Below are 25,296 nucleotides of genomic sequence, written 5' to 3'. Positions count from 1 at the left end.
CGCGTCAGACAAGAACCGGAAGATGCAGCGCCCCGACCAGCATGACCACAAGCGACAGCGCGCCGAGCGCATCCTGCACGAGTCCCGCGCGGGTGCCGGTCATGTCGTGGAAAGTCTTGATCCGCTTCATCATCGTCTTGCCCTCCGTGTTGCCACTTTGTTCTCACATCGTTAACGCGATGTAAAGAACTTTATGAGAACAAACGCGAACAAATCTCGTCAGCCTACGGTTATGAGCTGTATCGCCTGTTCCTGTCGCATGAGATACAGCAGCACGCGCGCCGCTTCTCCGCGCGCGGTTTTCAGCGCGGAATCATCGCTCAGAAGCTTGCGCGCATCGTCCTGCGCGATCTTCATCAGCCCCGCCTGCCGTTCCAGATCGGCGATGCGGAACCGGGGCAAACCCGATTGCGCCGTGCCAAGAACATCGCCCGCGCCGCGCATTTCCAGATCGACTTCCGAGATGCGGAACCCGTCCTCCGTCTCGCGCAGCGTGGTCAGCCGTTTCAGCCCCGACTCGTTCAGCGGCGCCTGATAGATCAGCAGGCAGGTCGAGGCCTCGGCCCCGCGCCCCACGCGCCCGCGCAGCTGATGAAGCTGCGCGAGGCCGAAAATCTCCGCCCGTTCGATCACCATGATGGATGCGTTGGGCACATTCACCCCCACTTCGATCACCGTTGTCGCCACCAGAACACCCGTTCGGCCCGCAACGAACCGCGCCATCGCCGCGTCCTTTTCAGCCGGCGGCATCTGGCCATGCACCAGACCGACGACGCCTTCGCCCAATGCTGCGCGCAGGCGTTTGAAGCGCTCTTCGGCGGCGGTCAGGTCCGACAGCTCGCTTTCCTCGACCAGCGGGCAGACCCAATAGGCCTGCTTGCCCTCGGCCACCGCGCGGCGCAGATGGTCGATCACCTCATCCATGCGGTCGGCCGAAACGAGCGCCGTCTTGACCGGCGTACGGCCGGGCGGCTTTTCATCCAGCACCGAGACATCCATATCGCCATATTGTGCCAGAGCGAGGCTGCGCGGGATCGGCGTCGCGGTCATCACCAGTACATCCACCGCCTGCCCCTTGCGGCCAAGCTCCAGCCTCTGGCGCACGCCGAAGCGGTGCTGCTCATCGACAATCGCAAGCCGCAGATCGTGAAAGGCTACGTCCTTCTGAAACACCGCATGGGTGCCGACGAGGATGCGAATATCGCCCCGCGCCAGCGCCGCCAGCTTGGCGCGCCGCTCCGCCCCCTTGTCGCGCCCGGTCAGCAGCTCGAGCACCACGCCCGCCTCTTCGGCCAGAGGGCGCAACCCCTCCAGATGCTGCCGCGCGAGGATTTCCGTCGGAGCCATCATCACGCCCTGCCCGCCGGCCTCAACCGCCGTCAGCAGCGCCATGAACGCCACCAGCGTCTTGCCCGCGCCGACATCGCCCTGAAGCAACCGGTTCATGCGTTTCGGGCTGGCCATGTCGTCCGTAATCTCCCGGATCGCACGCTCCTGCGCACCGGTCGGACGGTAGGGCAACCCCGCCAGAACCTTGCGCCGCAAGCGCCCGTCGCCCACCGTTTCCACCCCCGGCTTTTCCCGCTTGCGCGCGCGGGCCAGCGCGAGGGTCAGCTGATGGGCGAAAAGCTCGTCGTAAGCCAGCCGCCGCCGCGCCGGCGCATCGGGGGACAGCGCGCCCATGCCTTGCGGCGCATGGGCCTCTGCCATCGCATCGCACCAGGTGGGCCAGCCCTCGCGGGCGACCAGGCCGGAGTCGGCCCATTCGGCCAGTTCGGGCGCGCGCGACAGCGCGTCGGCAGCCGCCTTGCACATGGTTTTCTGCGTCACGCCGGCGGTCAACGGATAGACCGGCTCGAACTCCGGCAACTCGCCCGCCTCTTCGGGCAGGAGGACGTGATCGGGATGAACCATCTGCGCCATACCGTCGAAGGATTCCACCCGTCCCGACACGATGCGCCGCGCGCCGAAGGGCAAAAGCCGCGAGACATAATCGCCGCGGGCGTGGAAAAAGACGATCTGAAAGCTCAGCGCCGCGTCGCGCACTGTCACGCGGTAGGCCCCGCCCTTGGTCCTGGCCGGGCGATGCTGGCCAATCTGCACTTCGACCGTGAGCACGGCGGGCAGATCCGCGCCCTGAACGGTGGGGCGCAGCCGCCGGTCGATCACCGAAGCCGGCAGCGTGTAAAGCAGATCGCGCGGTGCCTCGATGCCCAGATTGCCGAGGGCAGCGGCCGTTTTAGGCCCGACGCCTTGCAGGCTTTCCACCGCGGCGAACAGCGGAAAGAGGATTTCGGGCCGTCCGGCGCTCATGCGCCCTCGATCAGATCGAACCAGCCATCTTCATCGAGAATTTCGACCCCCAGATCGCGCGCCTTGGATTCCTTAGATCCCGCGCCGGGACCGGCGACCAGCAGATCCGTTCTGGCCGAAACGGAACCGGAGACTTTCGCACCCAGCCGCTCGGCCCACGCCTTCGCCTCTGCCCGCGTCATCCGTTCAAGCGTGCCGGTGAACACGATGGTCTTTCCGGCCACCGGGCTGCCTTCGGTGCGAGGGCGTTCAGCTTCCTGAATGTCGAGATGCCGCACGAGCCGGTCGATCGACGCGCGCTCGGCCTCCTGCGCGAAACTGGAGACGAGCGAGGTGGCGACGACCGTGCCGATCCCGTCGATTCCGATCAGCCCGTCCCACGCCTCTCCGCCTTGATCGCGCGCCGCGTCCACCGCCGCGACGAATGCGTCCCAGGAGCCATAGGCCCGCGCGAGAAGCCGGGCGACGCCTTCGCCGACATGGCGGATGCCGAGCGAGAAAATCACCCGTTCCAGCGCGATGACGCGCCGTTCGTCGATGGCATCGAAGAGCTTCTGCGCCGATTTCTCGCCCCAGCCTTCACGGTTCTTGAGCTGTTGCATCCCGGCGCCATACCGCTGCGCCAGCGTGAAGATATCGGCGGGCTCCTTGATCCAGCCATCGGAATAGAATTGCTCGACCTGCTTGGCACCCAGCCCCTCGATGTCGAACGCCGCGCGGGAGACGAAATGCTTGAGCTTTTCGACCGCCTGTGCGGGACAGACGAGCCCGCCACTGCAGCGACGCACCGCATCGCCCGCCTCGCGGATCGCGTCAGATCCGCATTCGGGGCAGGTTTTCGGGAAATCAAAGGGCTCTGCCCCCTCCAGCCGCTTGTCCAGATCGACATCGGCGACTTTCGGGATCACGTCGCCCGCGCGGTAGACCTGCACCCAATCGCCGACGCGGATATCCTTGCCGCCCCGGATCGGCGCGCCCGTCGCATCGCGCCCGGCGATGTAATCCTCGTTATGCAGCGTCGCGTTGGAGACGACGACGCCGCCCACCGTCACCGGCGAAAGCCGCGCGACGGGGCTCAGCGCGCCGGTGCGGCCGACCTGGATATCGATCGCTTCGAGCCGTGTCCACGCGAGTTCGGCGGGGAATTTGTGCGCCGTCGCCCAGCGGGGCGTTGTCGAGCGGAACCCGAGCCGGCGCTGATACTCCAGATCGTCGACCTTGTAGACGACCCCGTCGATATCATAGCCGAGCGTCGCCCGCTGTTCCTCGATCCGGCGATAGTGCGCCAACATCTCATCGGGCCCGTTGCAGAGCGCGGTGAGCGGATTGGTCTGGAACCCGAGCGCCTCGAGCCGCTTTATGGCGCCGCTTTGCGTTTCCGCCAGAGGCTCGCTCAGAGCGCCCCAGGAGTAGGCGAAAAAGCGCAGTGGACGCGCGCGCGTGATCTCGGGATCGAGCTGGCGGAGCGAGCCTGCGGCGGCGTTGCGCGGATTGGCGAAGCTCTTGCCGCCCCGCGCGGTCTGACGCGCGTTCAGATCGGCGAAATCGGCGTGGCTCATATAGACCTCGCCGCGAACCTCGATCACCTCGGGCGCGCCGTTCAGCCGCTGCGGAACGTCATCGATCATGCGCGCATTGGCGGTCACATTCTCGCCCACCGCGCCATCGCCGCGCGTCGCCGCCTGCACCAGTGCGCCCTTCTCATAGCGCAGCGAAAGCGACAGACCGTCGATCTTCGGCTCAGCGGTATAGGCGAGCGGATCATCCGCGCCAAGGCCGAGATAGCGCCGCACGCTCTGATCGAAACTGACGAGTTCCTCCTCCTCGAACACGTTGGAGAGCGATAGCATGCGGATCTCGTGCCGCACCTTGGCAAAACCCTCTGCCGGTGCGGCGCCGACCGTATCGCTGGGGCTGTCCGCGCGCTTGAGAGCGGGAAACCGCGCCTCGATCTCGGCATTGCGGCGCTTGAGCCGGTCGTATTCGGCATCGCTGATCTTTGGGGCGTCGTCCCGGTGATAGGCGATGTTGGCCGCATCCAGCAGATCGGCGAGCCGCGCCAGTTCCTCGCGCGCCTGCGCTTCGGTCAGATCCCCGACCGGATCGGTTTCATGCGCCATGGTGCCCCTTTCGCCAAACCGCTGCAAAGGAGTGATAGGCGCGGCGTTCGGCCGCGTCCAGATTTCAGCGGCGGAAATCGCGCGTCAGCGATCATGCAGGACCGGCGCGGCGCTGGTGCCGCCCGGCCCCGCACGCGCATTCAGGCGCTGGCGGCCATGCGCGCGGATCCGATTTCGGGATCGCGCAGGACATAGCCGCGCCCCCAGACGGTTTCGATCGGGCTCGCTTCCCCCGTCGCCTCCGTCAGTTTCTTGCGCAACTTGCAGATGAACACGTCGATGATCTTCAGCTCCGGCTCGTCCATGCCGCCGTAAAGATGGTTAAGGAACATCTCCTTGGTCAGCGTGGTGCCCTTGCGCAGGCTCAGAAGTTCGAGCATCTGGTATTCCTTGCCCGTAAGATGCACGGCGTTTCCGTTCACCTTCACCGTCTTGGCATCGACATTCACCTCGACCTTGCCGGTGCGAATCACCGATTGTGAATGGCCCTTGGACCGGCGGATGATCGCGTGGATTCGCGCGACCAGTTCGTCGCGGTGGAACGGCTTGGTGAGGTAATCGTCGGCGCCAAAGCCGAATCCCTTGATTTTGTCCTCGCTCGCATCATTGCCCGACAGGATCAGGATCGGCGTTTCGATCCGCGCGAGGCGCAACTGCCGCAGCACTTCAAAGCCGTTCATGTCCGGCAGGTTCAGATCGAGAAGGATGAGGTCGTAATCGTAAAGCTTGGCCAGATCGATGCCTTCCTCTCCCAGATCGGTCGAATAGACATTTACATTGGCATTGCTCAGCATCAATTCGATGCTCTTGGAAGTTGTGGGGTCGTCTTCGACCATAAGCACGCGCATCAGGTTTCTCCGCAAATCAGCGTCCGGCCCGGCCGAACGTGAAGAAAAAAGGTTAATGTCACGTTAGCAAGGCCGCAGTATTTTGCACAACCCTTGGTTGCATCGTCACCGATAGCGTTGCACAGATGTCGCTTTGAGCCCCTCGCGGCCATGACGCCGCGCGGCCGTAATCCAGCTTTCGAGCTCCTCCTCGCTCAGATCGTATCGCTCCATCGCCTCCGCTTTCGAGATCAGGTCGTTGACCACCGCATCGACGACAACCGCCTTGCGCGAGGCGACCCACCGATAAGTGTTGCGCGGCGGCAGATCGGCGCGGCTCAGGATACGGCCATCGCCGAGGGTGACGGTGCGCGGGCCATTCGCTTTTTTCAGATACATGGGGCTTGCTTTCACCAGGTCCGTTTCTTCGATAAACGGACCATTGCCGCCAAGCTTTAACCGCGCGTGAAGCTTGGGGTTGAGAGTATCTTGCATTTGCCTATATTTCGCACGATCCACCGACATCCGGAGTTGCCCGCATGGCCCTCGACGCGCCGAAACTGAATTCATTGGGCTTTGCCAACCCGCCCGCCGACACACGCGTGGTTGTCGCGATGTCGGGCGGCGTGGACAGCTCCGTCGTGGCCGCGCAGCTTGCAGAGGAAGGCTATGACGTGGTCGGCGTCACGCTGCAGCTCTACGATCACGGGGCGGCGCTGGCCAAGAAAGGCGCCTGCTGCGCGGGGCTCGATATCCATGATGCGCGCCGCGTGGCCGAGGATATGGGCTTTCCGCATTACGTCCTGGATTATGAGAACATTTTTAAGGATGCGGTGATCGACGAGTTCGCCGACAGCTACCTGGGCGGCGCGACGCCCGTGCCCTGCATCCGCTGCAACGAGCGGGTGAAGTTCAAGGATCTGCTCGAAACCGCCCGCGATCTGGAGGCCGATTGCATGGCGACCGGCCATTACATCCAGCGCAAGATGGGCGCGCATGGCCCCGAATTGCATAGCGCCGAGGATGCGAATCGCGATCAGAGCTATTTCCTGTTCTCGACTACGCCCGAACAACTGGACTATCTTCGTTTCCCGTTGGGGCACCTGCCTTCCAAGGCCGCGACCCGCGAACTGGCGGCGCGCTACGGGCTACAGGTGGCGGACAAGCCCGACAGCCAGGACATCTGTTTCGTGCCGAACGGCAATTATGCCGCCGTGATCGAAAAGCTGCGACCGGGCGCGGCGGAGCCCGGAGAGATCGTGCATGCCGATGGCCGCGTTCTGGGCCGGCACAACGGCGTGATCCATTACACGATCGGCCAGCGCCGGGGGCTGGGAATCGGCGGGCTCAGCGATCCGCTCTATGTCGTCAAGCTGGACGTCGATGCAAAGCGCGTGATCGTCGGACCGAAGGTGATGCTCTCGACACGGGTGATTCCGGTGCGCGAAATCAACTGGCTGGGCGATGCGCCCTTCACGTCGCGTTCGGAATGGCATGTTTCGGTCAAGGTCCGCTCAACACGGCCGCCGCGCGAGGCGATCATTCGCCCGGTTTCGGACACCGAGGCAGAGGTCGAATTGCTCACCCCCGAAGAGGGTGTCTCTCCCGGCCAGGCGTGCGTTTTCTACCAGACCGAAGGCAGCCGCATCCTCGGCGGCGGCTGGATCTGGCGCGGGGCGTAGATCGGCCCGAGACAACACGGCGATCCGAAGCCGGGACCGTTTGCGTCAACGCAAACGGAACGGAGCATCGATGCTCCGTCCAGCGCTAGAGATTGCACTTGTCGCGCATGAAGGCGAGCGCCACCGACAGCCCGTCGGGCGCGATCCCGTGGCCTGTGCCCTTCATGATATGCGCGAACACGTCCTGCCAGCCGGCCTCCTGCAAGGCCTCCGCAGCCTCGGGCAGCGATTGCGGCGGCACGACATCATCCTGATCGCCATGCACCAGCAGGACGGGCATCCGGCTCACCACCTCGTCGGCCAGAAGCTCCGGCGCGAGGAGCCGGCCCGAGAAGGCCACGACGCCCGCCACCGGATCCTCGCGGCGCGGCGCGACATGCAGCGCCATCATCGTGCCCTGCGAAAAGCCGAACAGCACCACCTGTTCGGGCAGCAGATCCTCATCCACCATCAGTGCATCGAGAAACGCGTTCAGATCGTCCACCGCGCGGGCCATGCCCGCCATCGCTTCCTCTTCGGAGGAATTGTCGATCCACGGGATCGGGAACCACTGAAAGCCGAAAGGCGCGCCGGCGCAGGCTTCGGGCGCATCGGGGGCGACGAAAAGCGTGTCGGGTAGATGTTCGGCCAGCGGATCGGCCAGCCCCAGCAGATCGGCGCCGTTGGCCCCGTAGCCATGCAGGAACACCACCGCCGACCGGGTTTCCCCCGACAAGGCGTCCTTGCGCTGCGCGTTCAATACCCGTGTCATGCGATCCCTTCCCGGCTCTTTGCGACGCGGTAGTATTCCCACAATGCGCGCGCCGCAACCGCTCTCCAAGGGCTCCAGGCCTCGGCCATGCCGCGCAGCGCCTTTTCCTTCGGACGGTCCGGCAGATCGAAGAGGAGCCGCGCGCTTTCCTGCAGCGCCAGATCGCCGGGCGCGAAGACATCGGCGCGCCCGAGCGAGAACATCGCGTAGATCTCCGCCGTCCAGACGCCGATCCCCGTTACCGCTGTCAGCGTCGCGACGACCTCGTCATCGGGTGCGGCGCGCAAGGCTCCAAAATCAATGCCGGCCTCCGAAAGCGCACACGCATAGCGCGCCTTCTGCCGGCTGAGCCCCAGTTCGCGCAAGCCCTCCGCCCCGCGGTGCAGGATCGCCTCCGGCGTGACGGCCTCCGCCGCTTCGAGACGGCCCCAGATCGCCCGCGCCGACGCCACGCTCACCTGCTGGCTGACGATGGCGCTCAAGAGCTGCGCGAACCCGTCCGGGCGGCGGCGCAGCGGCAATGGGCCGGTCTGCTCCAGCGCCGCCGTGAAGCGCGGTTCGACACGCGCGAGCCACGCGGCGCCTTCGGCGACATGCGCGTCCGTCTCGATCACCCGTCCAATTCTATCCTGCATCCCGTCACCTCGTTCACCATCGCCCCGTTCGGCCCCATTTGCGCGCGTTTCGGGGCGGCACCGGAACGCTTGCAAGCATTCGAATTCGGGCATAGGTCTTGCCGCATGAGCACCATTGACCATGCCCATCCCGAAGAGGCCAGTCAAAACCGCCGCGCGCGGCGCAACGTGGTCGTGCTCGTCTGCGCGCAGGCGATACTGGGCGCGCAGATGCCCATGCTCTTCACCGTGGGCGGGCTGGCCGGGCAATCGCTCGCATCGAATATCTGTTTCGCGACGCTTCCGATCTCGCTCATCGTGCTCGGCTCGATGGTCACCGCGACGCCGATTTCCGCCTTCATGCAGCGGTTCGGGCGGCGCGCGGGCTTTACCGTGGGTGCAATGGGCGGCGCGCTGGGCGGGGCCATCGGCGCTTACGGGCTATACGTCGCCTCGTTCCCGATTTTCCTGCTCGGCAGTTTCCTGACCGGGATCTATATGTCCGCGCAGGGGTTCTACCGGTTCGCCGCGGCCGATACCGCGTCGGAGGTGTTCCGCCCCAAGGCGATCTCCTACGTGATGGCCGGCGGTCTGGCAGCGGCGATCATCGGGCCGCAACTCGTCAAGGCCACCAACGATGCCTATGTCGTGCCCTTCCTCGGCACCTATCTGGCGGTGATCGTGCTCAATATCGTGGGCTCGGCGATGTTCCTGTTCCTCGATATTCCCAAACCGCCGGTTCCGAGCGAGGACGCGCCGAAGGGCCGCTCGCGGATCGAGCTTCTGAAAACCCCGCGCATCGCCGTTGCGATCATCTGCGGCATGGTCACCTACGCGCTGATGAACCTCGTGATGACGTCGACGCCACTGGCCGTGGTCGGCTGCGGCTACACCGCCGGGAATGCGGCCGATATCGTCTCGGCGCATGTGCTGGCGATGTTCGCGCCGTCTTTCTTTACCGGTCACCTGATCGTGCGCTTCGGAGTGGAGAAGATCCTCGCCACCGGCTTGCTGATCCTTGCCGGCGCGGGCGCGGTCGCGCTTCAGGGCGTCGCGATCGAGAATTTCTACATCGCGCTGATCCTGCTGGGGCTGGGGTGGAATTTCGGCTTCATCGGCGCGACCACCATGCTGACCGCCGCGCATGAGCCGCATGAGCGCGGGCGCGTGCAGGGCATGAACGATGTGCTGGTCTTTGGCGGTGTAACGGTCGCCTCGCTCGCCTCCGGCGGTTTGCTCAACTGCTCCGGCGGCACGGCGGTCGAGGGGTGGAGCGCGGTCAACATGGCAATGGCGCCGTTCCTGATGCTCGCCGGCGGCTCGCTTTTGTGGCTCACCTTGCGGCCGCGCGACGACGCGATCTGATCGATGCGATTTTCCGGGCTCCGGTAACGCAACCTTCACTTTTGCGCGGCATATGTTCCGGTATTGTTCCTCGTGACGGTGCTGCCATATGCCTCGATTTCTGTTCCTGATCCTCGCGCTTCCAGCGCTCGCCGCCTGCCAGCATTACGACAAGGCGGCGCATTTCGCCGCCGGCGCGGCAGTGTCGCATGCGGTGACGACCCAGACCGACAACAAGGCGCTGGGCTGCGCCGCCGCCGTGGGGGTCGGGATTCTCAAGGAATTGATCGACGATGTGGCTGATCCGATGGATGCGGTGGCGACCGGGCTCGGCTGCAGTGTCGCTCTCGCGTTCTGAACGCTTACCAGCGGCCTGTTGCCGCCTGCCAGATAAGGCGCGCCTTCTTGCGCGCGTCCGATTGGCCCAGCGTGCCGTTGGCAACCTTCTCCGGCGCTGCCGCGACCTGTTGCAGGATCGGTCCGGCCTGCCACGCGGCCAGCGCGACCGCGCGCGCGCCGCGCGGGATATCGCCGCGCGCCCTGCGGGCAGCGTCCAGCCGATCCAGCCCGCCTTGCGCCAGGGCGCGCAAGGCATCCAGGCGCCCGTCAATCAGCGGGATGCGCCCCTGCCGCTCAAGCTCGGGCACCGCGCGCAGGAATTGCGCAAGCCCCGACGCGTAGCCGAGATCGCGCAGCGCTTCTGGCATCGCGCCCTCAAGCGCTTGCGCCGCCGCCAAAAGCAGCGCGGCGGAAGTGTCCTCGATATACGCAGTGAACCCCGCCTCGTCCTCGAACGGCGCGCGATAGGCATCCCAGCGCCGCGCCTCGACGGCGCGCTGCAACTGGTGCGCGGCCTCTGCGTCCAGCACATGCGCGAGCGAGGTCACCACCTCGTGCCGCCGCACCACCCCGCCGGACGCGATTTCCTCCAGCGCATCTGTCCACCATTGCAGTCGCATCTCGGCGATCATCGGCTCTTTCGTCACCCAGGGCGCGCGCGAGATCTCGATATTGAACGCGTAGATCGGAAACAGCACTGCACGCGCCCCAACGGGCGCCGCCATGGTCGCCGCGAAACGATCGGGATCGCCGCGCTCGACCAGCTGCGCACAGGCGGTCAGATCGTCGTCGAAGATCATGCCGGCCCGTCGCGCAAAAGCTTCCAGCGTACCGCGTCGAGCAGCGCCTCGAAACTTGCGTCGATGATATTCGCACTGACCCCGACGGTGGACCAGCGCCGCCCCTGCCCGTCCTCACTGTCGATGATGACGCGGGTGACGGCTTCGGTGCCGCCCTGCGTGATCCGCACCTTGAAATCCACCAGCCGCATATCGTCGATGGCGCTCTGATAGCGCCCCAGATCCTTGGCCAGCGCCTTGGCGAGCGCGTTCACCGGGCCGCGGTCATTGCCGTCCGCGTCCATCGATTCGCTGACGGACAGTTTCTTGACCCCATCGACCTTCACCACCACGACCGCCTCGGAATGGGAAATCATGCGGTTATACTTGTTCTTGCGCCGCTCCACCGTCACCCGGTAGCGCTTGACCTCGAAAAACTCCGGCAATTGACCCAGCTCGTCGCGCGCCAGAAGCTCGAAACTGGCCTGCGCGGTGTCATAGGAATAGCCTTCCGCCTCGCGCGTCTTGATCCGGTCGAGGATGCGCGCAAGCGCCGGGTCGCGGTCCGGCACTTCGATCCCCGCCTCGGCCAGCCGCCGGCGCAGGTTTGACTGCCCCGCCTGGTTCGACATCGGGATGATCCGCCGGTTGCCGACGATGGCCGGATCGACATGCTCATAGGTCGCCGGGTTCTTCAGGATCGCGCTGGCGTGCAAACCGGCCTTGTGCGCAAAGGCCGAAGAGCCGACATAGGCCGACTGCTTGAACGGCACGCGGTTGAGCACCTCGTCCAGCATCCGGCTGATCTTCGTCATGCCTTCAAGCGCGTCCACCGCGATGCCGGTCTCGTAGCGGCTGGCATAGGGCTCTTTCAGTAGCAGCGTCGGGATGAGCGCCGTCAGGTTCGCGTTGCCGCAGCGCTCGCCCAGCCCGTTCAGCGTGCCTTGTATCTGCCGCGCCCCGGCATCGACGGCGGCCAGCGTGGCGGCGACGGCCATTTCGGTGTCGTTATGGGTGTGGATACCCAGGTTTTTGCCCGGAATTCCGGCATCGATCACCGCGCGCGTGATCTGCGCCACCTCGCCGGGCAGCGTGCCGCCATTGGTATCGCACAGCACGACCCAGCGCGCGCCAGCGTCATGCGCGGCCTTGATGCAGGCGAGCGCGTAATCGGGATTGGCCTTGTAGCCGTCAAAGAAATGCTCTGCATCGAAGAGCGCCTCGCGCCCCTCGGCCACGATATGCTCCACCGAGGCGCGGATATTCTCGACATTCTCGTCAAGCCCGATGCCAAGCGCTTCGGTGACGTGAAAGTCATGCGTCTTGCCGACAAGGCAGACCGAGCGCGTTCCCGCGTTCATCACCGCGGCCAGCACCTCGTCATTACCGGCCGAGCGCCCGGCGCGTTTGGTCATGCCGAAGGCGGTGATCGTCGCGCGGGTCTCGCCGATCTCGTCGAAAAACGCGCTGTCGGTCGGGTTCGCACCGGGCCAGCCGCCTTCGATATAGTCGATCCCCAGCGCGTCGAGCGCGGCAGCGATGCGCAGCTTCTCGGGGGTGGAGAACTGCACGCCCTGCGTCTGCTGCCCGTCGCGCAAGGTTGTGTCGTAAAGGGTCAGGCGCTCGCGGGTCATCGGTCATCCTTGAATGCGAAGGGTCGCCGTGCAACGTGGTTCGAGCGGAGCGCCATCATATTTTCTCCAGCTTGCTCGCGTCGAAATCCGATCCGGGAACCAGATCGACCCCTGCCTTGGACATCCGCACTTCGACGCCCGCCTTGGTCAATGCGGATTTCATCGCATCGAGAGAGGAAAAATCCTTGGTCCGCATCGCAGTGTCACGCAAATCTGCAAGCTGTTTGGCATAGGTCGAGAGATCCACCGAAACGCTGTCCCACCCCCCGATTTCTTCCGTCAGAAGCCCCAACATGCGCCCCCCGGCAACAAGGCCGGGCAGGTCGCCCCCGCCGGCCAGCTTGTGCAGAGCTGAGATAGCGCCTGCGGTGTTCAGATCATCCGATACCGCGTCAAGAACCTCGGCAGGCATTGGTCCGGGCGCAACCCCGTCGGTCAGCGCCCGCCACTTGCGCAACGTCGCCTCCGCTTCCTCGCGCTTCTTTTCCGTCCAATCCATCGGCTTGCGGTAATGCGTGGACAGGAACACAAACCGGATCACCTCGCCCGGCACGCCCTGATCGAGCAGGTCGCGGATGGTGAAGAAATTGCCCAGCGATTTGGACATCTTGCGCCCTTCGACCTGCAGCATCTCGTTATGCAGCCAGTAGCGGGCAAAGCCGTGGCCGGCGCACTTGCTCTGCGCGATCTCGTTCTCGTGGTGCGGGAACATCAGGTCGTTGCCGCCGCCGTGGATGTCGAATTCCTCGCCTAGCAGGTCAAAGGCCATGGCCGAACATTCGATATGCCAGCCGGGGCGGCCCCGGCCCCAGGGGCTGTCCCATCCCGGCAGATCGTCCGGGGAGGGCTTCCACATGACGAAATCCATCGGATCGCGCTTGTAGGGCGCGACCTCGACCCGCGCGCCGGCGATCATGTCATCGACAGAGCGGCCCGAGAGCTTGCCGTAGCCCTCCTTCCACGAGTCCACCGCGAAAAGCACATGGCCCTCGGCCTCATAGGCGTGGCCGCGCGCGATCAGATCCTCGATCATGGCGATCATCTGGTCGATATATTGCGTCGCGCGGGGCATGTGGGTCGGCTCCAGCGCGCCGATGGCGGCCATGTCCTCCAGATACCAGCGCGTCGTTTCCTCGGTGATCTCGCCGATGGAGCGGCCGCTCTCGGACGCGCGGGCGTTTATCTTGTCGTCCACATCGGTGAAATTGCGCACATAGGTGACGTGATCGGCCCCATAGACATGGCGCAGCAGCCGGAAGAGCACGTCGAAGACGACCACGGGCCGCGCGTTGCCCAAATGCGCCCGGTCATAAACCGTCGGTCCGCAAACATACATGCGCACATTGCCGGAATCGAGCGGCACGAACTCTTCCTTGCGGCGCGTCGCGGTGTTGGTCAGGCGGATCGTCATTGGTGCGTCCTCGCGGGAAAACTCGCGGCGGGCGTATCAACTTCGTCTCGGCAATGGAATAGAAAGACCGGCCCGCCTGTAAGATTAGCGGATAATGCAGCAGATATGAGTGGCATTGGCGGTCATGGCGCAGAGTATACGGCTTAAGCCCGGTTTGCGCAATGGTGGCTCAACACCCGTCAGGAGTGGCCGATCACCTGTGCATCGTTGCAGGCGTGGCGCGCGCATTCCAGTTCGAGCGTGGAATGGTGAATCCCGGCACGCGCCAGGGCAGACTTCAGCTGCGCCTTGATGCTGTCGGCGTCCGGCCAGCGGCCCTCGTCCAGCACGACATGCGCCTCCAGCGCGGTTTCGTTTTCCTGCATCTGCCACAAATGTGCGTGGTGGATGGCGCGAACGCCGTCAATGCCGCGCAGATCGCGAAGTAGCGCGGTGACATCGCTATCCTCGGGCGCGCCCAGCATCAGGATGCGGATCACGCCGCCGATCTCGGCAAATGACATCCACAGGATGTAGCCGGCGATGGCGAAGGTCACGAGCGGATCGACGATCCGCCAGTCGAAGAGCAGGATCAGCGTGCCCGCGAGGATCACGGCGACCGATCCCAGCGCGTCGGCGAGGTTGTGCAGGAAGGCCGCGCGGATGTTCACGCTGTCCTTCGACATGGCGTAGGTCAGCGCTGCAGTCACCAGATCGACCACGAGCGCGATGCCGGCGATGATGACGACCAGCCAGCCATCGACGCCTTCGGGCGAAATCAGGCGCATCGCCGCCTCGTAGCATAGATAGAGCCCAAGCAGGATCAGCGTGGTGTAGTTGATGAGCGCAGCCACGACCTCGGCGCGGCCATAGCCGAAGGTCATCGCTTCGGTCGCGCCCTTCCGCGCGATCTTGCGCGCGGCGAAGGCGATGACGAGAGAGGCCGCGTCCGACAGGTTGTGCAGCGCATCGGCGATCAGCGCGAGCGAGCCGGAAAGTACGCCGCCGACGATCTGGGCGACGGTCAGCCCGAGGTTGACCGCGACGGCCCAGATCAGCCGGGTGTCGCCGGTATTTTCGTCTATATGGTGGTGATCATGCGGCACGGTGCGGCCCGCCTTTCGTCGATCCCGGATGCGGGAAAAACGCAGCGGCGGGCCGGGGTGTTCCCGGCCCGGCTGGCAATGGCTTATCCGACCAATTCGAGGCCGGAGAAGAAGAAGGCGATTTCTTCCTTGGCGGTTTCCGGCGCGTCGGAGCCGTGAACCGAGTTCTCGCCGACGGATTCGGCGAATTCCGCGCGGATCGTGCCGGGAGCGGCGTCGGCCGGGTTGGTCGCGCCCATGACTTCGCGGTTCTTCGCGATCGCGCCTTCGCCTTCGAGCACCTGCACGACGACCGGCTCGGAGGCCATGAATTCGCACAGCTCGTCATAGAAGGGGCGCTCGGCATGGACGGCATAGAACTGGCCGGCCTGGTCCTTGGTCAGCTTGATGCGCTTTTGCGCGATGATGCGCAGGCCGGCATCTTCGAACTTGGCGTTGATCTTGCCGGTGAGGTTGCGGCGGGTGGCGTCGGGTTTGATGATCGAAAGGGTGCGTTCAAGGGCCATTGGCGTGCTCCGTTGGTTATGTGATGGCGCGCCGGTTAGCATGGGCGTTTCGCATATGGAAGGCGTCTGATTGGGGGCATCGTCCATTGTTCTTGAACCAATGGCGAAAATTGAACGATCCCCAAACCCCCAGGATATTTTCGACAAGAAGAAAGGGAAGCGCTGGTTTGTCCGCGCGGGCGTTGGTAAGGGCGGGGCCATGTTGAAGATCGAGGACATCACCTATTCGGTCGAGGGCCGGCCGCTCTTCGAGGGCGCGACAGCGGTCATTCCCGATGGGCACAAGGTCGGGCTGGTGGGGCCGAACGGGGCGGGCAAGACGACGCTTTTCCGGCTGATCCGCGGCGAGCTGGCGCTGGAGGGCGGCGCGATTTCGGTGCCCAGGGGCGCGCGGATCGGCGGGGTGAGCCAGGAAGTGCCGGGATCGGAGGTCTCGCTGCTCGATACGGTTCTCGCGGCCGATACCGAGCGCGCAGCGTTGATGGCGGAGGCCGAGACGGCGACGGATGGGGCGCGGATCGCCGAGGTGCAGACGCGGCTCGCGGATATCGATGCTTGGTCGGCGGAGGCGCGGGCGGCATCGATCCTCAAGGGGCTGGGATTCGGCGATGCCGAGCAGGCGATGCCCTGCAGCGCCTTTTCGGGCGGCTGGCGGATGCGGGTGGCCTTGGCGGGGGTGCTTTTCGCGCAGCCCGATCTGCTGCTTTTGGATGAGCCGACCAACTATCTCGATCTCGAAGGGGCACTCTGGCTGGAGAGCTACTTGGCGCGCTATCCCCATACGGTGATTGTCATCAGCCATGACCGGGGGCTTTTGAACCGCGCGGTCGGGGCGATCCTGCATCTGGAGGATCGCAGGCTGACCTTCTACCAGGGGCCTTACGACCAGTTCGCCCGACAGCGCGCCGAGCGGCGCGCGCAGGCGGCGGCGGTAGCCAAGAAGCAGCAGGCGCGCGTGGCGCATCTGCAATCCTATGTAGACCGGTTCCGGTATAAGGCCGACAAGGCCAAGCAGGCGCAATCGCGGCTCAAGGCGATCGCGCGGATGGACATGGTCACCGCGCCCGAGGAGGCGGCGAAGCGGGTATTCACCTTTCCGCAGCCGGATGAGCTGTCGCCGCCGATCATCCGGGTCGAGAACGGCGTGACCGGCTATGGCGAGACGGAGGTGCTGCGCAAGCTCGACCTGCGGATCGATCAGGACGACCGGATCGCGCTTCTGGGGCGGAACGGTCAGGGCAAGTCGACGCTCGCCAAGCTGCTGTCGGACCGGCTACCGCTGATGGCGGGGCGGATCACGCGGTCATCCAAGCTGCGCATCGGGTTCTTTGCGCAGCACCAGGTGGACGAGCTGCATGTGGATGAAACGCCGCTCGATCATCTGCGGCGGGCGCGCCCGGATGAACTGCCGGGACGGCACCGGGCGCGGCTGGCGGGCTTCGGGCTGATGGCGGCGCAGGCCGAAACCGAGGTCGGGCGGCTGTCGGGCGGTCAGAAGGCGCGGCTGTCGCTGCTGCTGGCGACGCTGGATGCGCCGCATCTGCTCATTCTCGACGAGCCGACGAACCATCTCGATATCGAAAGCCGCGAGGCGCTGGTGGAGGCGCTGACCGCCTATTCCGGCGCGGTGATCCTCGTGAGCCACGACATGCACCTTCTGTCGATGGTCGCGGACCGGCTGTGGCTGGTCCAGGACGGGCGCGTTGCCCCCTATGAGGACGATCTCGACGCCTATCGCGCGATGCTGCTTGCCCCGGACAAAACGGCGAAATCCGAAAAGCCGAAAGCGACACGCCCTGCCCGCCCCGACCGCGACGCGATGCTGGCGCTGCGCGCGGATCTGCGCAAATGCGAGGCACGGGTGGAAAAGATCGAGGCGATGCGCGAACAGCTTGCCGCCAAGCTTGCCGATCCGGCGCTCTATGAGGATGCACGCAAGGGCGAGCTGGAGACCTGGAACCGCAAATATGCCGAGGTGATGGAGGGGCTTCATCGCGCGGAGGCGCTTTGGGAAGCGGCGCTCGAACGTCTGGAGGCGGCCGAAGCGCCGCAGGTCTGACGCGCCGCCCCCTTGCCAAGCGCCGCGCGCCGCCATAGGGGCGTGCGGATGGACGGTGCCTTTCTCATATCCGCTTTCGTGACGCTTTTCGTGGTGATCGATCCGATCGGGCTCACGCCCGTCTTTATCGCGCTCACGCCGGGCATGTCGGTGCAGGAGCGCAGGGTCATCGGGATTCGCGCCTCGGTGATCGCGGCCGTATTGCTCTTTCTCTTTGCGTTCTTCGGCGAGCAGGTTCTGGGCTTCATCGGCATCTCGATGCCCGCCTTTCGGATCGCGGGGGGTATCTTGCTGTTCCTGACCGCGCTCGACATGCTGTTCGAGCGGCGCACCAAGCGGCGCGACGACAAGGCGGATGTGGAGGATGTGCCCGATCCGTCGGTCTTTCCCATCGCGATTCCGCTAATTGCCGGCCCCGGCGCGATCGCCTCGATCATCCTGCTCGTGGGCGAAGCGGAGGGCACGATCGGCATGATTTCGGTGCTTGCCGTGATGGTGGCCGTGCTGGCGATGGTCTTCGCCTTCTTTCTGAGTGCCAATCTGATCGAACATGCTTTGGGCAAGACGGGGATCGTCGTCGTCACACGGCTTCTGGGGATGCTGCTGGCCGCTCTATCGGTGCAATTCGTGCTCGATGGCATTCGCGGTTTCGGCCTTGCCTGGCCTGGATGACCCTGTAAAAGCCGCGCCCGCGCGCCTAAATAACATCCAGTTGCAGCAAGACGGGATCCCCCCATGACCGCGATGGATTACGGCAATCTGGCCTATCTGGTGCTGCTCGGTGCGGCGGTGGTCTTCTGGTTCTTCATGCAGAACCGTCAGGGGCTGAATAGGACGTTGCAATATGCCGCGGCCTGGGGGCTGATCTTTCTCGGCGTGATCGCGGCGGTCGGGCTGTGGGGCGATATCCGCCAGACCGTGCAGCCGCAGCAGATGGTTCTGAGCGAGGCTGGCCGGATCGAGGTGCCGCAGGCGCCGGACGGTCACTATTACCTCACGCTCGATCTCAACGGCGCGCCGGTGCCCTTCGTCGTCGATACCGGCGCGTCCGGCATGGTGCTGACGCGGCGCGATGCCGAACGCGCGGGGCTGAGCGATGCCGATCTGATCTATTTCTCCGAAGCCATGACCGCGAACGGGCTGGTGCGCACCGCGCCGGTTCGGCTGGACAGCGTGTCGCTCGGCCCGTTCGAGGATCGCGGCGTGCGCGCTTTCGTCAATGAGGGCGAGATGACGAGATCGCTGCTCGGGATGGATTACCTGAGCCGTTTCGCCCGGCTCGAGATCGCCGGCGGTCGGTTGATCCTCGAACGCTAGGCATGGCGGTCATTCCCTGTTTTCGGGGGCTTGGCGACCTCCAACCCTTGGGCTAGGTTTCAGACAAACCCGCTTTGGAGACCTCCATGCGCCATTCGCTGCCGCTCGCTCCGCAGTTCTATGTCACGGCTCCCCAACCCTGCCCCTATCTGGAGGGGCGGATGGAGCGAAAGCTGTTCACCGCGCTGCAGGGGCAACATGCCGAAGCGCTCAATGACAGCCTGTCCAAACAGGGGTTCCGGCGCTCGCAGAACGTGCTCTATCGGCCGTCCTGTTCGGATTGCGCGGCCTGCCTTTCGGCGCGGATTTCGGTCGATAAGTTCCGCCCATCGCGCAGTCAGCGGCGCACGATCCGGCGCAATTCCCATCTTGAGCGGCGCGCCTCCAGCGCCTGGGCGACGGAAGACCAGTATGAGCTTTTCCGCCGCTACCTGGATTCGCGCCATGCCGATGGCGGGATGGCCGATATGGACGTGTTCGATTTCGCCGCGATGGTCGAGGAAACGCCGATCCGCAGCCGGGTCATCGAATATACCGATGGCGATAGCGGCGATCTGGATGCCGTCTGCCTGACCGATGTGCTCGGCGACGGGTTGAGCATGGTCTATTCGTTCTACACGCCCGACGCGCCCGCGCGCAGCCTCGGCACCTACATGATCCTCGATCATATCGAGATCGCGCGCGAGGCCGGGCTGCCTTACGTGTATCTCGGCTATTGGGTGCCGGGCAGCCCGAAGATGGGATACAAGGCCGCCTTTTCCGGTTTGGAGCTGTTCCGGCGCGGTGCCTGGGAGCCGTTCAAATCGCCGGACGCCTATTCGGCGGAGGCGCACCCGCTATCGACCGATCCGATCGCGGAGCAGGTGTCGAACATCTCGCTGCCGGATCTGAGGGGGTAGGAGCGCGCAGTCACCGTCGGGACCGGCCAGAGGAGCTCCGCATCACAAGATCACCGGGCCACGCCCGGCGCTGACGCAAGAACGAAAGTCAGGCCTCACTTCGTATCCCACTTCTCCGTGAAGGGTGCGCTGACGATCATCACGATGAGCACCAGCGCCGTGACGACGAGCGCGATGCCGATCTCGCCCGCGCCGCAGATGAGGCCAATGGCGCCGGCGCTCCAGATGCTGGCGGCGGTTCCGGCTCCCTTGACGAAATCGCCCTCGCGGAACATGGCACCCGCGCCAAGAAAACCGATCCCGGTGATCACGCCCTCCATCACTCGGGTGGGATCGATCCGCGTGTCGGAATCCCCGATCTCCACACTCAATTCCGTCGTCGTGATGAGGATGCCGCACGCGGCAACCGAGATGACGACATAGGGGCGAAAATCGATGGGCTTGTCGCGCAGGTATCGTTCCAGACCGATGGAAAGCGGCAGGATCACCGCGCAGGCGAACTGCACCGCCGCCTGAAAGAACGATACCGTGCTGAAAATGAAAAGCTCTGTCATGGCCGTCCCTGTCGCGTTGTTTTGACAGTCAACGCGGCTGAGGGAGAAAGAGTTGCGCGCCGCGCCTAGTGCAGCAGGTCCGGCACGATGGTGACGATGCCGGGAAAGAACCACAAGATTGCAAGGCCCAGCACCTGGATGCCGACAAAGGGAATGATGCCGCGATAGATATGACCGGTCGTGACCTCGGGCGGCGCCACCCCGCGCAGGTAGAACAGCGCGAAGCCGAAAGGCGGCGTCAGGAACGAGGTCTGCAGGTTCACCGCAATCATGATCGTCACCCATTTCGGATCGAAACTGCCGCCATAGATCACCGGGCCGACGATGGGCACGACGATATAGATGATCTCGAGGAAATCGAGCACGAAGCCGAGCACGAAGAGCACCAGCATCACGATCAGGAACACCTTGAGTTCATTATCGAAGCTGGTCAGGAAATCCTGGATGTAATGCTCCCCGCCGAAGGAGATCACGACGAGGTTCAGCAGTTGCGAGGCGATCAGGATGGTGAAGACCATGCTGGTGACTTTCGCCGTTTCGCGCACCACGGGGCCGAGCACACCGGCGCGGTAGAGCACCCAACAGCTATAGATAAGGCCGAAAAGGGCGTAGAGATAGGCGGCGTATGAGACCAGAAAGGCGATCCAGCTTTCGAGCGGCACGGTTTCCAGCGTCACGCGCAGGTCGAAATTGATGCCGAGAACCAGCATGATGACGACCGCGAGTGTCGAAGTGATGATGATCCTTGGCGAGCGGCCTTCCTCGCGCAACTTGCGATAGGCAGCGAGCATGATCGCCCCGGCGGCCCCAAGCGCGGCGGCGGGCGTGGGGTTTGTGATGCCGCCGAGGATCGAGCCGAGAACCGCGACGATCAGGATCAGCGGCGGAAAGACCACCGCGATCAACTCGTTGCGCGCCATGCGGCGGGTGGCGTGTGCCGCGCCGTAAAGCGCAAGCGCCAGCGGCGCGGCGATGATGAGGGCCGTCGCGCCGGCGGAGGTGGTGGGCGCAATGAGCAGCACGTCGACCAGCGCCAGCAGCAAGAGGCCGGCCGCCCCCGCGATCAGGTGCCGGGGATCGGCGGTCGGCTCGACGCCGCGCGCGACGGACAGCGCCAGCGCGATGAGGGCGATCAGCACGCCGATGCCGGTGCCGATGGGCGCGGCGCTGGCCAGCTTGGCGGCGCGCGCCTCCTCCAGTTGCTCCTCGGTCAGCCGTTCGCTTTGCGCCTGCCCGCCCGCGGCCGCGATGGCTTCGGTCTCGGCGACGGCGCGGTCCCATGCGCTTTGTCCGTGCAACTCGATCATAGCGTCGCGGCACTCCGGCCCGACATTGGTGCGAAGGCTGGCACCCTCGCCCGCTTCGGAAAAGCTGCCCACCGCGAGCGATTGCGAGCCGATGATATTGGTCTGCCCCAGCGCCAGCCCGCCGGCGATCACGGCGGCGGGGATGAAGAGGAACCATGTCAGCGCCTCGCCGCGCGTCACCGGCTCCGCGTTCGTCTCGCCAAGCTCCACGGGCGGCGCTTTCGACGGGTTGAACATCGCGTAGCCGAAGGCATAACCGGCATAAAGCAACGCCAGAAGGATGCCGGGCAGGAGCGCGGCCTGAAAGAGCGTGCCGACGGAAACCACCGCAGGCTCGCCGAGATAGGTCAGAGCGTCGGTGCAGCCCGCCGCCTGCGCGCGCGCCTCCTGAGCGGTGGAGTAAAGATCGCCCGCCAGCGTGCCCAGCAACACGATGACGATGGAGGGCGGAATAATCTGTCCCAACGTCCCCGACGCGGCGATCACCCCCGTTGCGAGTTCCGGCGAATAGTTGTTGCGCAGCATGGTGGGCAGCGCGAGCAGCCCCATCGTCACCACAGTCGCGCCCACGATCCCGGTGGATGCAGCAAGGAAGGCACCCACGACGACGATGGACACCGCCAGTCCGCCCGGCAGCGGGCCGAAGACCCGCGCCATGGTCGTCAGCAGATCGTTCGCGATCTTCGAGCGCTCCAGCACGATGCCCATCAGCACGAACATCAGCACCGCCAGCAGAGTCTCGATGGATTGGCCGGCCAGCACCCGTTCGTTGATGCGGTTGACGATGAACGACAGGTTGCGATCCATCGCCACCTGCCAGCCCTGCTCGAACACCGGCTGCGCAAGGCGCGGCAGGTCGGGATAGCGAAAGACCGAAATTGCGCCGGGATCGGCGCCGCCCGCCACCAGCGCGGAATAGGCGTTCGATGAGGTGTCGATGGCCTGATGAACCAGCAGCCCTGCGCTATCCAGTGCGGCAATGATGAAGAACGAGATGATCGCCGCCCCGCCGATGGCGAAGGCCACCGGAAAGCCCGACAGGATCGCGCTGAACAGCGTGAGGAAAACGATGATCAGGCCAATCTCGACGCCATCTAGTCCGAAAAGCATGGGATATGTCCGCCGTTAGAATTCTGCGTGGTCGAAGGGGGTTTCCGACGGCTCCACCCTGTCGCGGTCGAGATAGCGGCCCGCGCTTGCCTCGCCCTCCTTCCATTCCAGGTAGGAGCGAAAGAAGAAAGCGACCGCCTGCAGGAAGATCATCGCACACAGGATGACGAGCAGGATCTTGAACAGGAAATAGCCGTTGAAGCCGCTCGGGCTGAACCCGATGGTCTCAACGTTCCAGCGCAGCGCGCGGGATTTCATCAAGAGCCGGTCAAGGCTTTCGGAGGCCGAGGGGTTCGGCACGATCAGGTGCCGCCACATGAAGAACCAGGCGTAAAGCCAGATCAGGATCGCCATCGGCATCATGAAGATCAGGCTGCCGATCATGTCCACCATGCGCTTCGCGCGATGCGAGAGTTTCGAATAAACCAGATCGACCCGCACATGCCCGCCTTGAATGAAAGTGTAGGCAAGGCAGAGAACGATCACCAAGGCGTTGTAGAGCTTGAGTTCCTCGGACCACCAAGAGATGTCGAACCGCAAGGGGATGCCGAAGCCGATGGTGATATCGGGCCGTGTGAAGATGCGTTGCAGGAAAACGATCATCACCTGCTGGATTACCATGATCAAACCCGCCCAAGCGAAGAACCGGCCGATCGTATTGGCGAAGCCTTCGAGCCCGCGCACGCAGCCCCACATGAAGCGATTGTTCCAGAACCCGATGCCGGCGATGACCAGAAATGCCGTCAGAACGACGAACAGGAATTCCACCGAAGCGCCGTAATAGACGAAGCGCATCACCGCTTCCTTGTCGGACCAGTCAAGCCAGCTCTGCAGGTGGGTGACGGCATAGCCGAGATTGTAGAAGGACAGCGCGATGTTGCGCGCGACCCAGAGGATCGCGTCCAGAACGCCGGTCAGCGCGGGTCCGGTTGCGGCCTCGTCCATGTCTCGTTCCGTGTTCAGGTTGCCTTCGCGCGCTGAATGGCATGTTGGGCGCCGCTTCGCCAGTCTTTTCGAGTGCAAAACGCCCCCGCGCGGCGGAGGCGTTCGCGTTGTGACATGGGATTTGCGTCAGAGATCCATCACGCGGTTGCGCTGCGCCTCATAAGCGCCGCCGGCGCTGGCGCTCCATTGGGCGGAGGAGGCCATAGATTTCATGTAGCTGTCATAGATCGACTTGTAGAGATCGTCTTCCATGTATTGCTCGACCACGTCTTTGGACGCCTCCCCGAACGCATCCCAGACAGGTGCGGGGAATTCCCTCAGCTGCGTGCCGCCCGATTGCAGCCGCTGCAACGCCGCCGCGTTGTTGGCAGTGAAAAGCGACATCCCCCAGAGGTTCGCGGAACGGGCAACGTTCTCGATGATCGCCTGATGCGCCGGCGACAGCGCGTCGAACATCTCGCGATTGACATTGAGATTGATATTCGGGCCGGGCTCCTGGAAACCGGCGGTATAGTAGAACTTGGCGACTTCCTGAAAGCCCGCCTTTTCATCCGCCCACGGGCCGATCCAATCGGTGCCGTCGATCGCGCCCGAACTGAGCGCCTGATAGACTTCGGAGCCGGGAAGGTTCTGAACCGACACGCCGAGCTTGCCAAGCACCTCGCCGCCCTGCCCCGGCATACGGAACTTGAGGCCCTGGAAATCCTCGGGCGCATTGATTTCCTTGTTGAACCAGCCGCCCGGTTGCGGGCCGGTATTGCCCGCCGGGAACGCCTTGAGACCGAAGATGCTGTATAGCTCCTCGCCCATCACGCGCCCGCCATCATGCTCCCACCAGTTGGTGTATTCCATGAAATTCATGCCGAACGGGATCTGGCAGAAAAAGGCCAGCCCCGGATGCTGGCCGAGGAAATAGTAATCGGCCGAATGATACATGTCCGCCTGCCCGGAGGACACCGCATCGAACACGTCGAACGCGCCGACCAATTCGCCCGCTGCCTTGAGATCGACCGTCAGGCTGCCATCGCTTACCTCGCCGATCCGGTCGGCGATGAACTGCGCGGTGTCGTGCACGCCGGCCAGTCCGCGGCCCCAGGAGGTGACCATTGTGAGGGTCTGCTTGCCCTGCGCATAGACCGGTGCCGCGAGCGAGGTCGCTGTCGCGGCCGCGCCGCCGGCTGCGGTGGTTTTCAGAAACGAACGACGATCCATCTTTTATCTCCCATCGGATGTGCATCACCCGGCAGAACGCCCGTCCGCCGGTCTTCAATGCGCGCCACTCTAGCGGGAACGCAGCGATTGGAAAGCCCGATTCACGGCATTGGCGCGGCACCCGTCCGATCCCCGCGCCAGGCTTTATAATTGCCCCGGCGTCGCCTCCCCACTCCGGGCGCGTGCTGCGGCAAATGGACCGGCCGCCCCGAATAAATTTCGAAAATTTCATATATTGCGCCTTCTGTCGCAACTTTCGAAAAGTTTACCGGTGATTTTCGGTCTTAAACCTCAAATTTCGATGTTGACGCTCCCCCGGCACCGCCATAAGGTCCGCCCACGCGAAAGGGAGCCAGCATGGCACAGGTTCTAATCATTGTAGGCAAAGCGCGCATGGGCCGGTGACGGACGCCAGATGAGCACCCCATGCGCCCCCGACTGACCAGCGGGGGTTTTTTTTCGCGTAACGAACAGAAGTGTCTGTAACG

The 25,296-nt window shown here is 64.4% G+C and carries 23 protein-coding genes; 7 read left to right on the top strand and 16 right to left on the bottom strand.

The window, feature by feature from the left end; all coding sequences use genetic code 11:
* Positions 1-4 precede the first annotated feature (4 nt).
* The 5 genes from M3465_RS17105 to sciP form a co-directional block, all read right to left on the bottom strand.
* Positions 5-133: a hypothetical protein gene (locus M3465_RS17105; RefSeq protein WP_283255066.1), complete on the bottom strand. Its 129-nt coding sequence runs from the start codon at positions 131-133 to the stop codon at positions 5-7.
* An 86-nt stretch (positions 134-219) separates the two neighbouring features.
* Positions 220-2,313: an ATP-dependent DNA helicase RecG gene (recG, locus tag M3465_RS15105; protein ID WP_249502606.1), complete on the bottom strand. Its 2,094-nt coding sequence runs from the start codon at positions 2,311-2,313 to the stop codon at positions 220-222.
* Complete coding sequence (ligA, locus tag M3465_RS15100) at positions 2,310-4,433, bottom strand: NAD-dependent DNA ligase LigA (protein WP_249502605.1); 2,124 nt, start codon at positions 4,431-4,433, stop codon at positions 2,310-2,312. Before ligA ends, recG begins: the two co-directional genes overlap by 4 nt.
* Positions 4,434-4,573: 140 nt before the next feature.
* On the bottom strand, positions 4,574-5,281 hold the full coding sequence (ctrA, locus tag M3465_RS15095; RefSeq protein ID WP_249502604.1) for a response regulator transcription factor CtrA: 708 nt from the start codon (positions 5,279-5,281) through the stop codon (positions 4,574-4,576).
* Between the two features lie 105 nt (positions 5,282-5,386).
* Positions 5,387-5,659 carry a CtrA inhibitor SciP gene (sciP, locus tag M3465_RS15090; protein WP_249502603.1) on the bottom strand — a complete coding sequence of 91 codons (273 nt, stop codon included), beginning with the start codon at positions 5,657-5,659 and terminating at the stop codon, positions 5,387-5,389.
* Between the two features lie 140 nt (positions 5,660-5,799).
* Between sciP and mnmA the strand changes: the two genes are divergently transcribed.
* The gene (gene mnmA, locus M3465_RS15085) at positions 5,800-6,942 is read left to right on the top strand and encodes a tRNA 2-thiouridine(34) synthase MnmA (protein ID WP_249502602.1); all 1,143 of its coding nucleotides are present in this window, start codon (positions 5,800-5,802) and stop codon (positions 6,940-6,942) included.
* 85 nt (positions 6,943-7,027) lie between these two features.
* On the opposite strand, the gene M3465_RS15080 is transcribed toward mnmA, so the two are convergent.
* Together M3465_RS15080 and M3465_RS15075 are read right to left on the bottom strand one after the other, a co-directional pair.
* Complete coding sequence (locus tag M3465_RS15080) at positions 7,028-7,693, bottom strand: alpha/beta hydrolase (protein ID WP_249502601.1); 666 nt, start codon at positions 7,691-7,693, stop codon at positions 7,028-7,030.
* On the bottom strand, positions 7,690-8,328 hold the full coding sequence (locus tag M3465_RS15075) for a DNA-3-methyladenine glycosylase family protein (RefSeq protein ID WP_249502600.1): 639 nt from the start codon (positions 8,326-8,328) through the stop codon (positions 7,690-7,692). The genes M3465_RS15080 and M3465_RS15075 overlap by 4 nt, the downstream gene beginning before the upstream one ends.
* A 105-nt stretch (positions 8,329-8,433) precedes the next feature.
* On the opposite strand from M3465_RS15075, the gene M3465_RS15070 reads away from it, so the two are divergent.
* Both M3465_RS15070 and M3465_RS15065 read left to right on the top strand, forming a co-directional pair.
* Positions 8,434-9,672: an MFS transporter gene (locus M3465_RS15070; protein WP_249502599.1), complete on the top strand. Its 1,239-nt coding sequence runs from the start codon at positions 8,434-8,436 to the stop codon at positions 9,670-9,672.
* 88 nt (positions 9,673-9,760) lie between these two features.
* Positions 9,761-10,009 (top strand): hypothetical protein, encoded by a 249-nt coding sequence (locus M3465_RS15065; protein ID WP_249502598.1) that lies wholly within the window; start codon positions 9,761-9,763, stop codon positions 10,007-10,009.
* A gap of 4 nt (positions 10,010-10,013) precedes the next feature.
* On the opposite strand, the gene M3465_RS15060 is transcribed toward M3465_RS15065, so the two are convergent.
* From M3465_RS15060 to ndk, 5 genes are all read right to left on the bottom strand, one after another.
* Positions 10,014-10,790: a squalene/phytoene synthase family protein gene (locus M3465_RS15060; RefSeq protein ID WP_249502597.1), complete on the bottom strand. Its 777-nt coding sequence runs from the start codon at positions 10,788-10,790 to the stop codon at positions 10,014-10,016.
* On the bottom strand, positions 10,787-12,403 hold the full coding sequence (gene cimA / locus M3465_RS15055) for a citramalate synthase (RefSeq protein WP_249502596.1): 1,617 nt from the start codon (positions 12,401-12,403) through the stop codon (positions 10,787-10,789). The genes M3465_RS15060 and cimA overlap by 4 nt, the downstream gene beginning before the upstream one ends.
* A 55-nt stretch (positions 12,404-12,458) precedes the next feature.
* A complete protein-coding gene (cysS, locus tag M3465_RS15050; RefSeq protein WP_249502595.1) occupies positions 12,459-13,814 on the bottom strand; it encodes a cysteine--tRNA ligase in 1,356 nt (451 codons plus the stop codon).
* Between the two features lie 179 nt (positions 13,815-13,993).
* Positions 13,994-14,899: a cation diffusion facilitator family transporter gene (locus M3465_RS15045; RefSeq protein WP_249502594.1), complete on the bottom strand. Its 906-nt coding sequence runs from the start codon at positions 14,897-14,899 to the stop codon at positions 13,994-13,996.
* 83 nt (positions 14,900-14,982) lie between these two features.
* Positions 14,983-15,405, bottom strand: coding sequence for a nucleoside-diphosphate kinase (gene ndk / locus M3465_RS15040; RefSeq protein ID WP_249502593.1), 423 nt, complete (start codon positions 15,403-15,405; stop codon positions 14,983-14,985).
* 199 nt (positions 15,406-15,604) lie between these two features.
* On the opposite strand from ndk, the gene M3465_RS15035 reads away from it, so the two are divergent.
* The 4 genes from M3465_RS15035 to M3465_RS15020 all read left to right on the top strand — a co-directional run bounded on the left by M3465_RS15035 (position 15,605) and on the right by M3465_RS15020 (position 19,680).
* Positions 15,605-17,464, top strand: a complete 1,860-nt coding sequence (locus M3465_RS15035) for an ABC-F family ATP-binding cassette domain-containing protein (RefSeq protein ID WP_249502592.1) — start codon at positions 15,605-15,607, stop codon at positions 17,462-17,464.
* Between the two features lie 48 nt (positions 17,465-17,512).
* Positions 17,513-18,136, top strand: coding sequence for a MarC family protein (locus tag M3465_RS15030; RefSeq protein WP_249502591.1), 624 nt, complete (start codon positions 17,513-17,515; stop codon positions 18,134-18,136).
* Between the two features lie 63 nt (positions 18,137-18,199).
* The gene (locus M3465_RS15025) at positions 18,200-18,781 is read left to right on the top strand and encodes a retropepsin-like aspartic protease family protein (protein WP_249502590.1); all 582 of its coding nucleotides are present in this window, start codon (positions 18,200-18,202) and stop codon (positions 18,779-18,781) included.
* Between the two features lie 86 nt (positions 18,782-18,867).
* On the top strand, positions 18,868-19,680 hold the full coding sequence (locus M3465_RS15020; RefSeq protein ID WP_249502589.1) for an arginyltransferase: 813 nt from the start codon (positions 18,868-18,870) through the stop codon (positions 19,678-19,680).
* Positions 19,681-19,775: 95 nt separating this feature from the next.
* Here the strand turns inward: M3465_RS15020 and M3465_RS15015 are convergent, their stop codons facing one another.
* The 4 genes from M3465_RS15015 to M3465_RS15000 all read right to left on the bottom strand — a co-directional run bounded on the left by M3465_RS15015 (position 19,776) and on the right by M3465_RS15000 (position 24,808).
* Positions 19,776-20,234 carry an MgtC/SapB family protein gene (locus M3465_RS15015; protein ID WP_249502588.1) on the bottom strand — a complete coding sequence of 153 codons (459 nt, stop codon included), beginning with the start codon at positions 20,232-20,234 and terminating at the stop codon, positions 19,776-19,778.
* A 65-nt stretch (positions 20,235-20,299) separates the two neighbouring features.
* Positions 20,300-22,651, bottom strand: a complete 2,352-nt coding sequence (locus M3465_RS15010) for a TRAP transporter large permease (RefSeq protein ID WP_249502587.1) — start codon at positions 22,649-22,651, stop codon at positions 20,300-20,302.
* Positions 22,652-22,666: 15 nt separating this feature from the next.
* The gene (locus tag M3465_RS15005; protein WP_249502586.1) at positions 22,667-23,596 is read right to left on the bottom strand and encodes a TRAP transporter small permease subunit; all 930 of its coding nucleotides are present in this window, start codon (positions 23,594-23,596) and stop codon (positions 22,667-22,669) included.
* Between the two features lie 126 nt (positions 23,597-23,722).
* Positions 23,723-24,808 (bottom strand): TRAP transporter substrate-binding protein, encoded by a 1,086-nt coding sequence (locus M3465_RS15000; protein ID WP_249502585.1) that lies wholly within the window; start codon positions 24,806-24,808, stop codon positions 23,723-23,725.
* Positions 24,809-25,296: the final 488 nt, after the last annotated feature.

It is taken from the genome of Marivita sp. GX14005 (genome assembly GCF_023370775.1).
Classification (GTDB): domain Bacteria; phylum Pseudomonadota; class Alphaproteobacteria; order Rhodobacterales; family Rhodobacteraceae; genus Marivita.
This window is presented reverse-complemented; position numbering and strand designations above follow the sequence as displayed.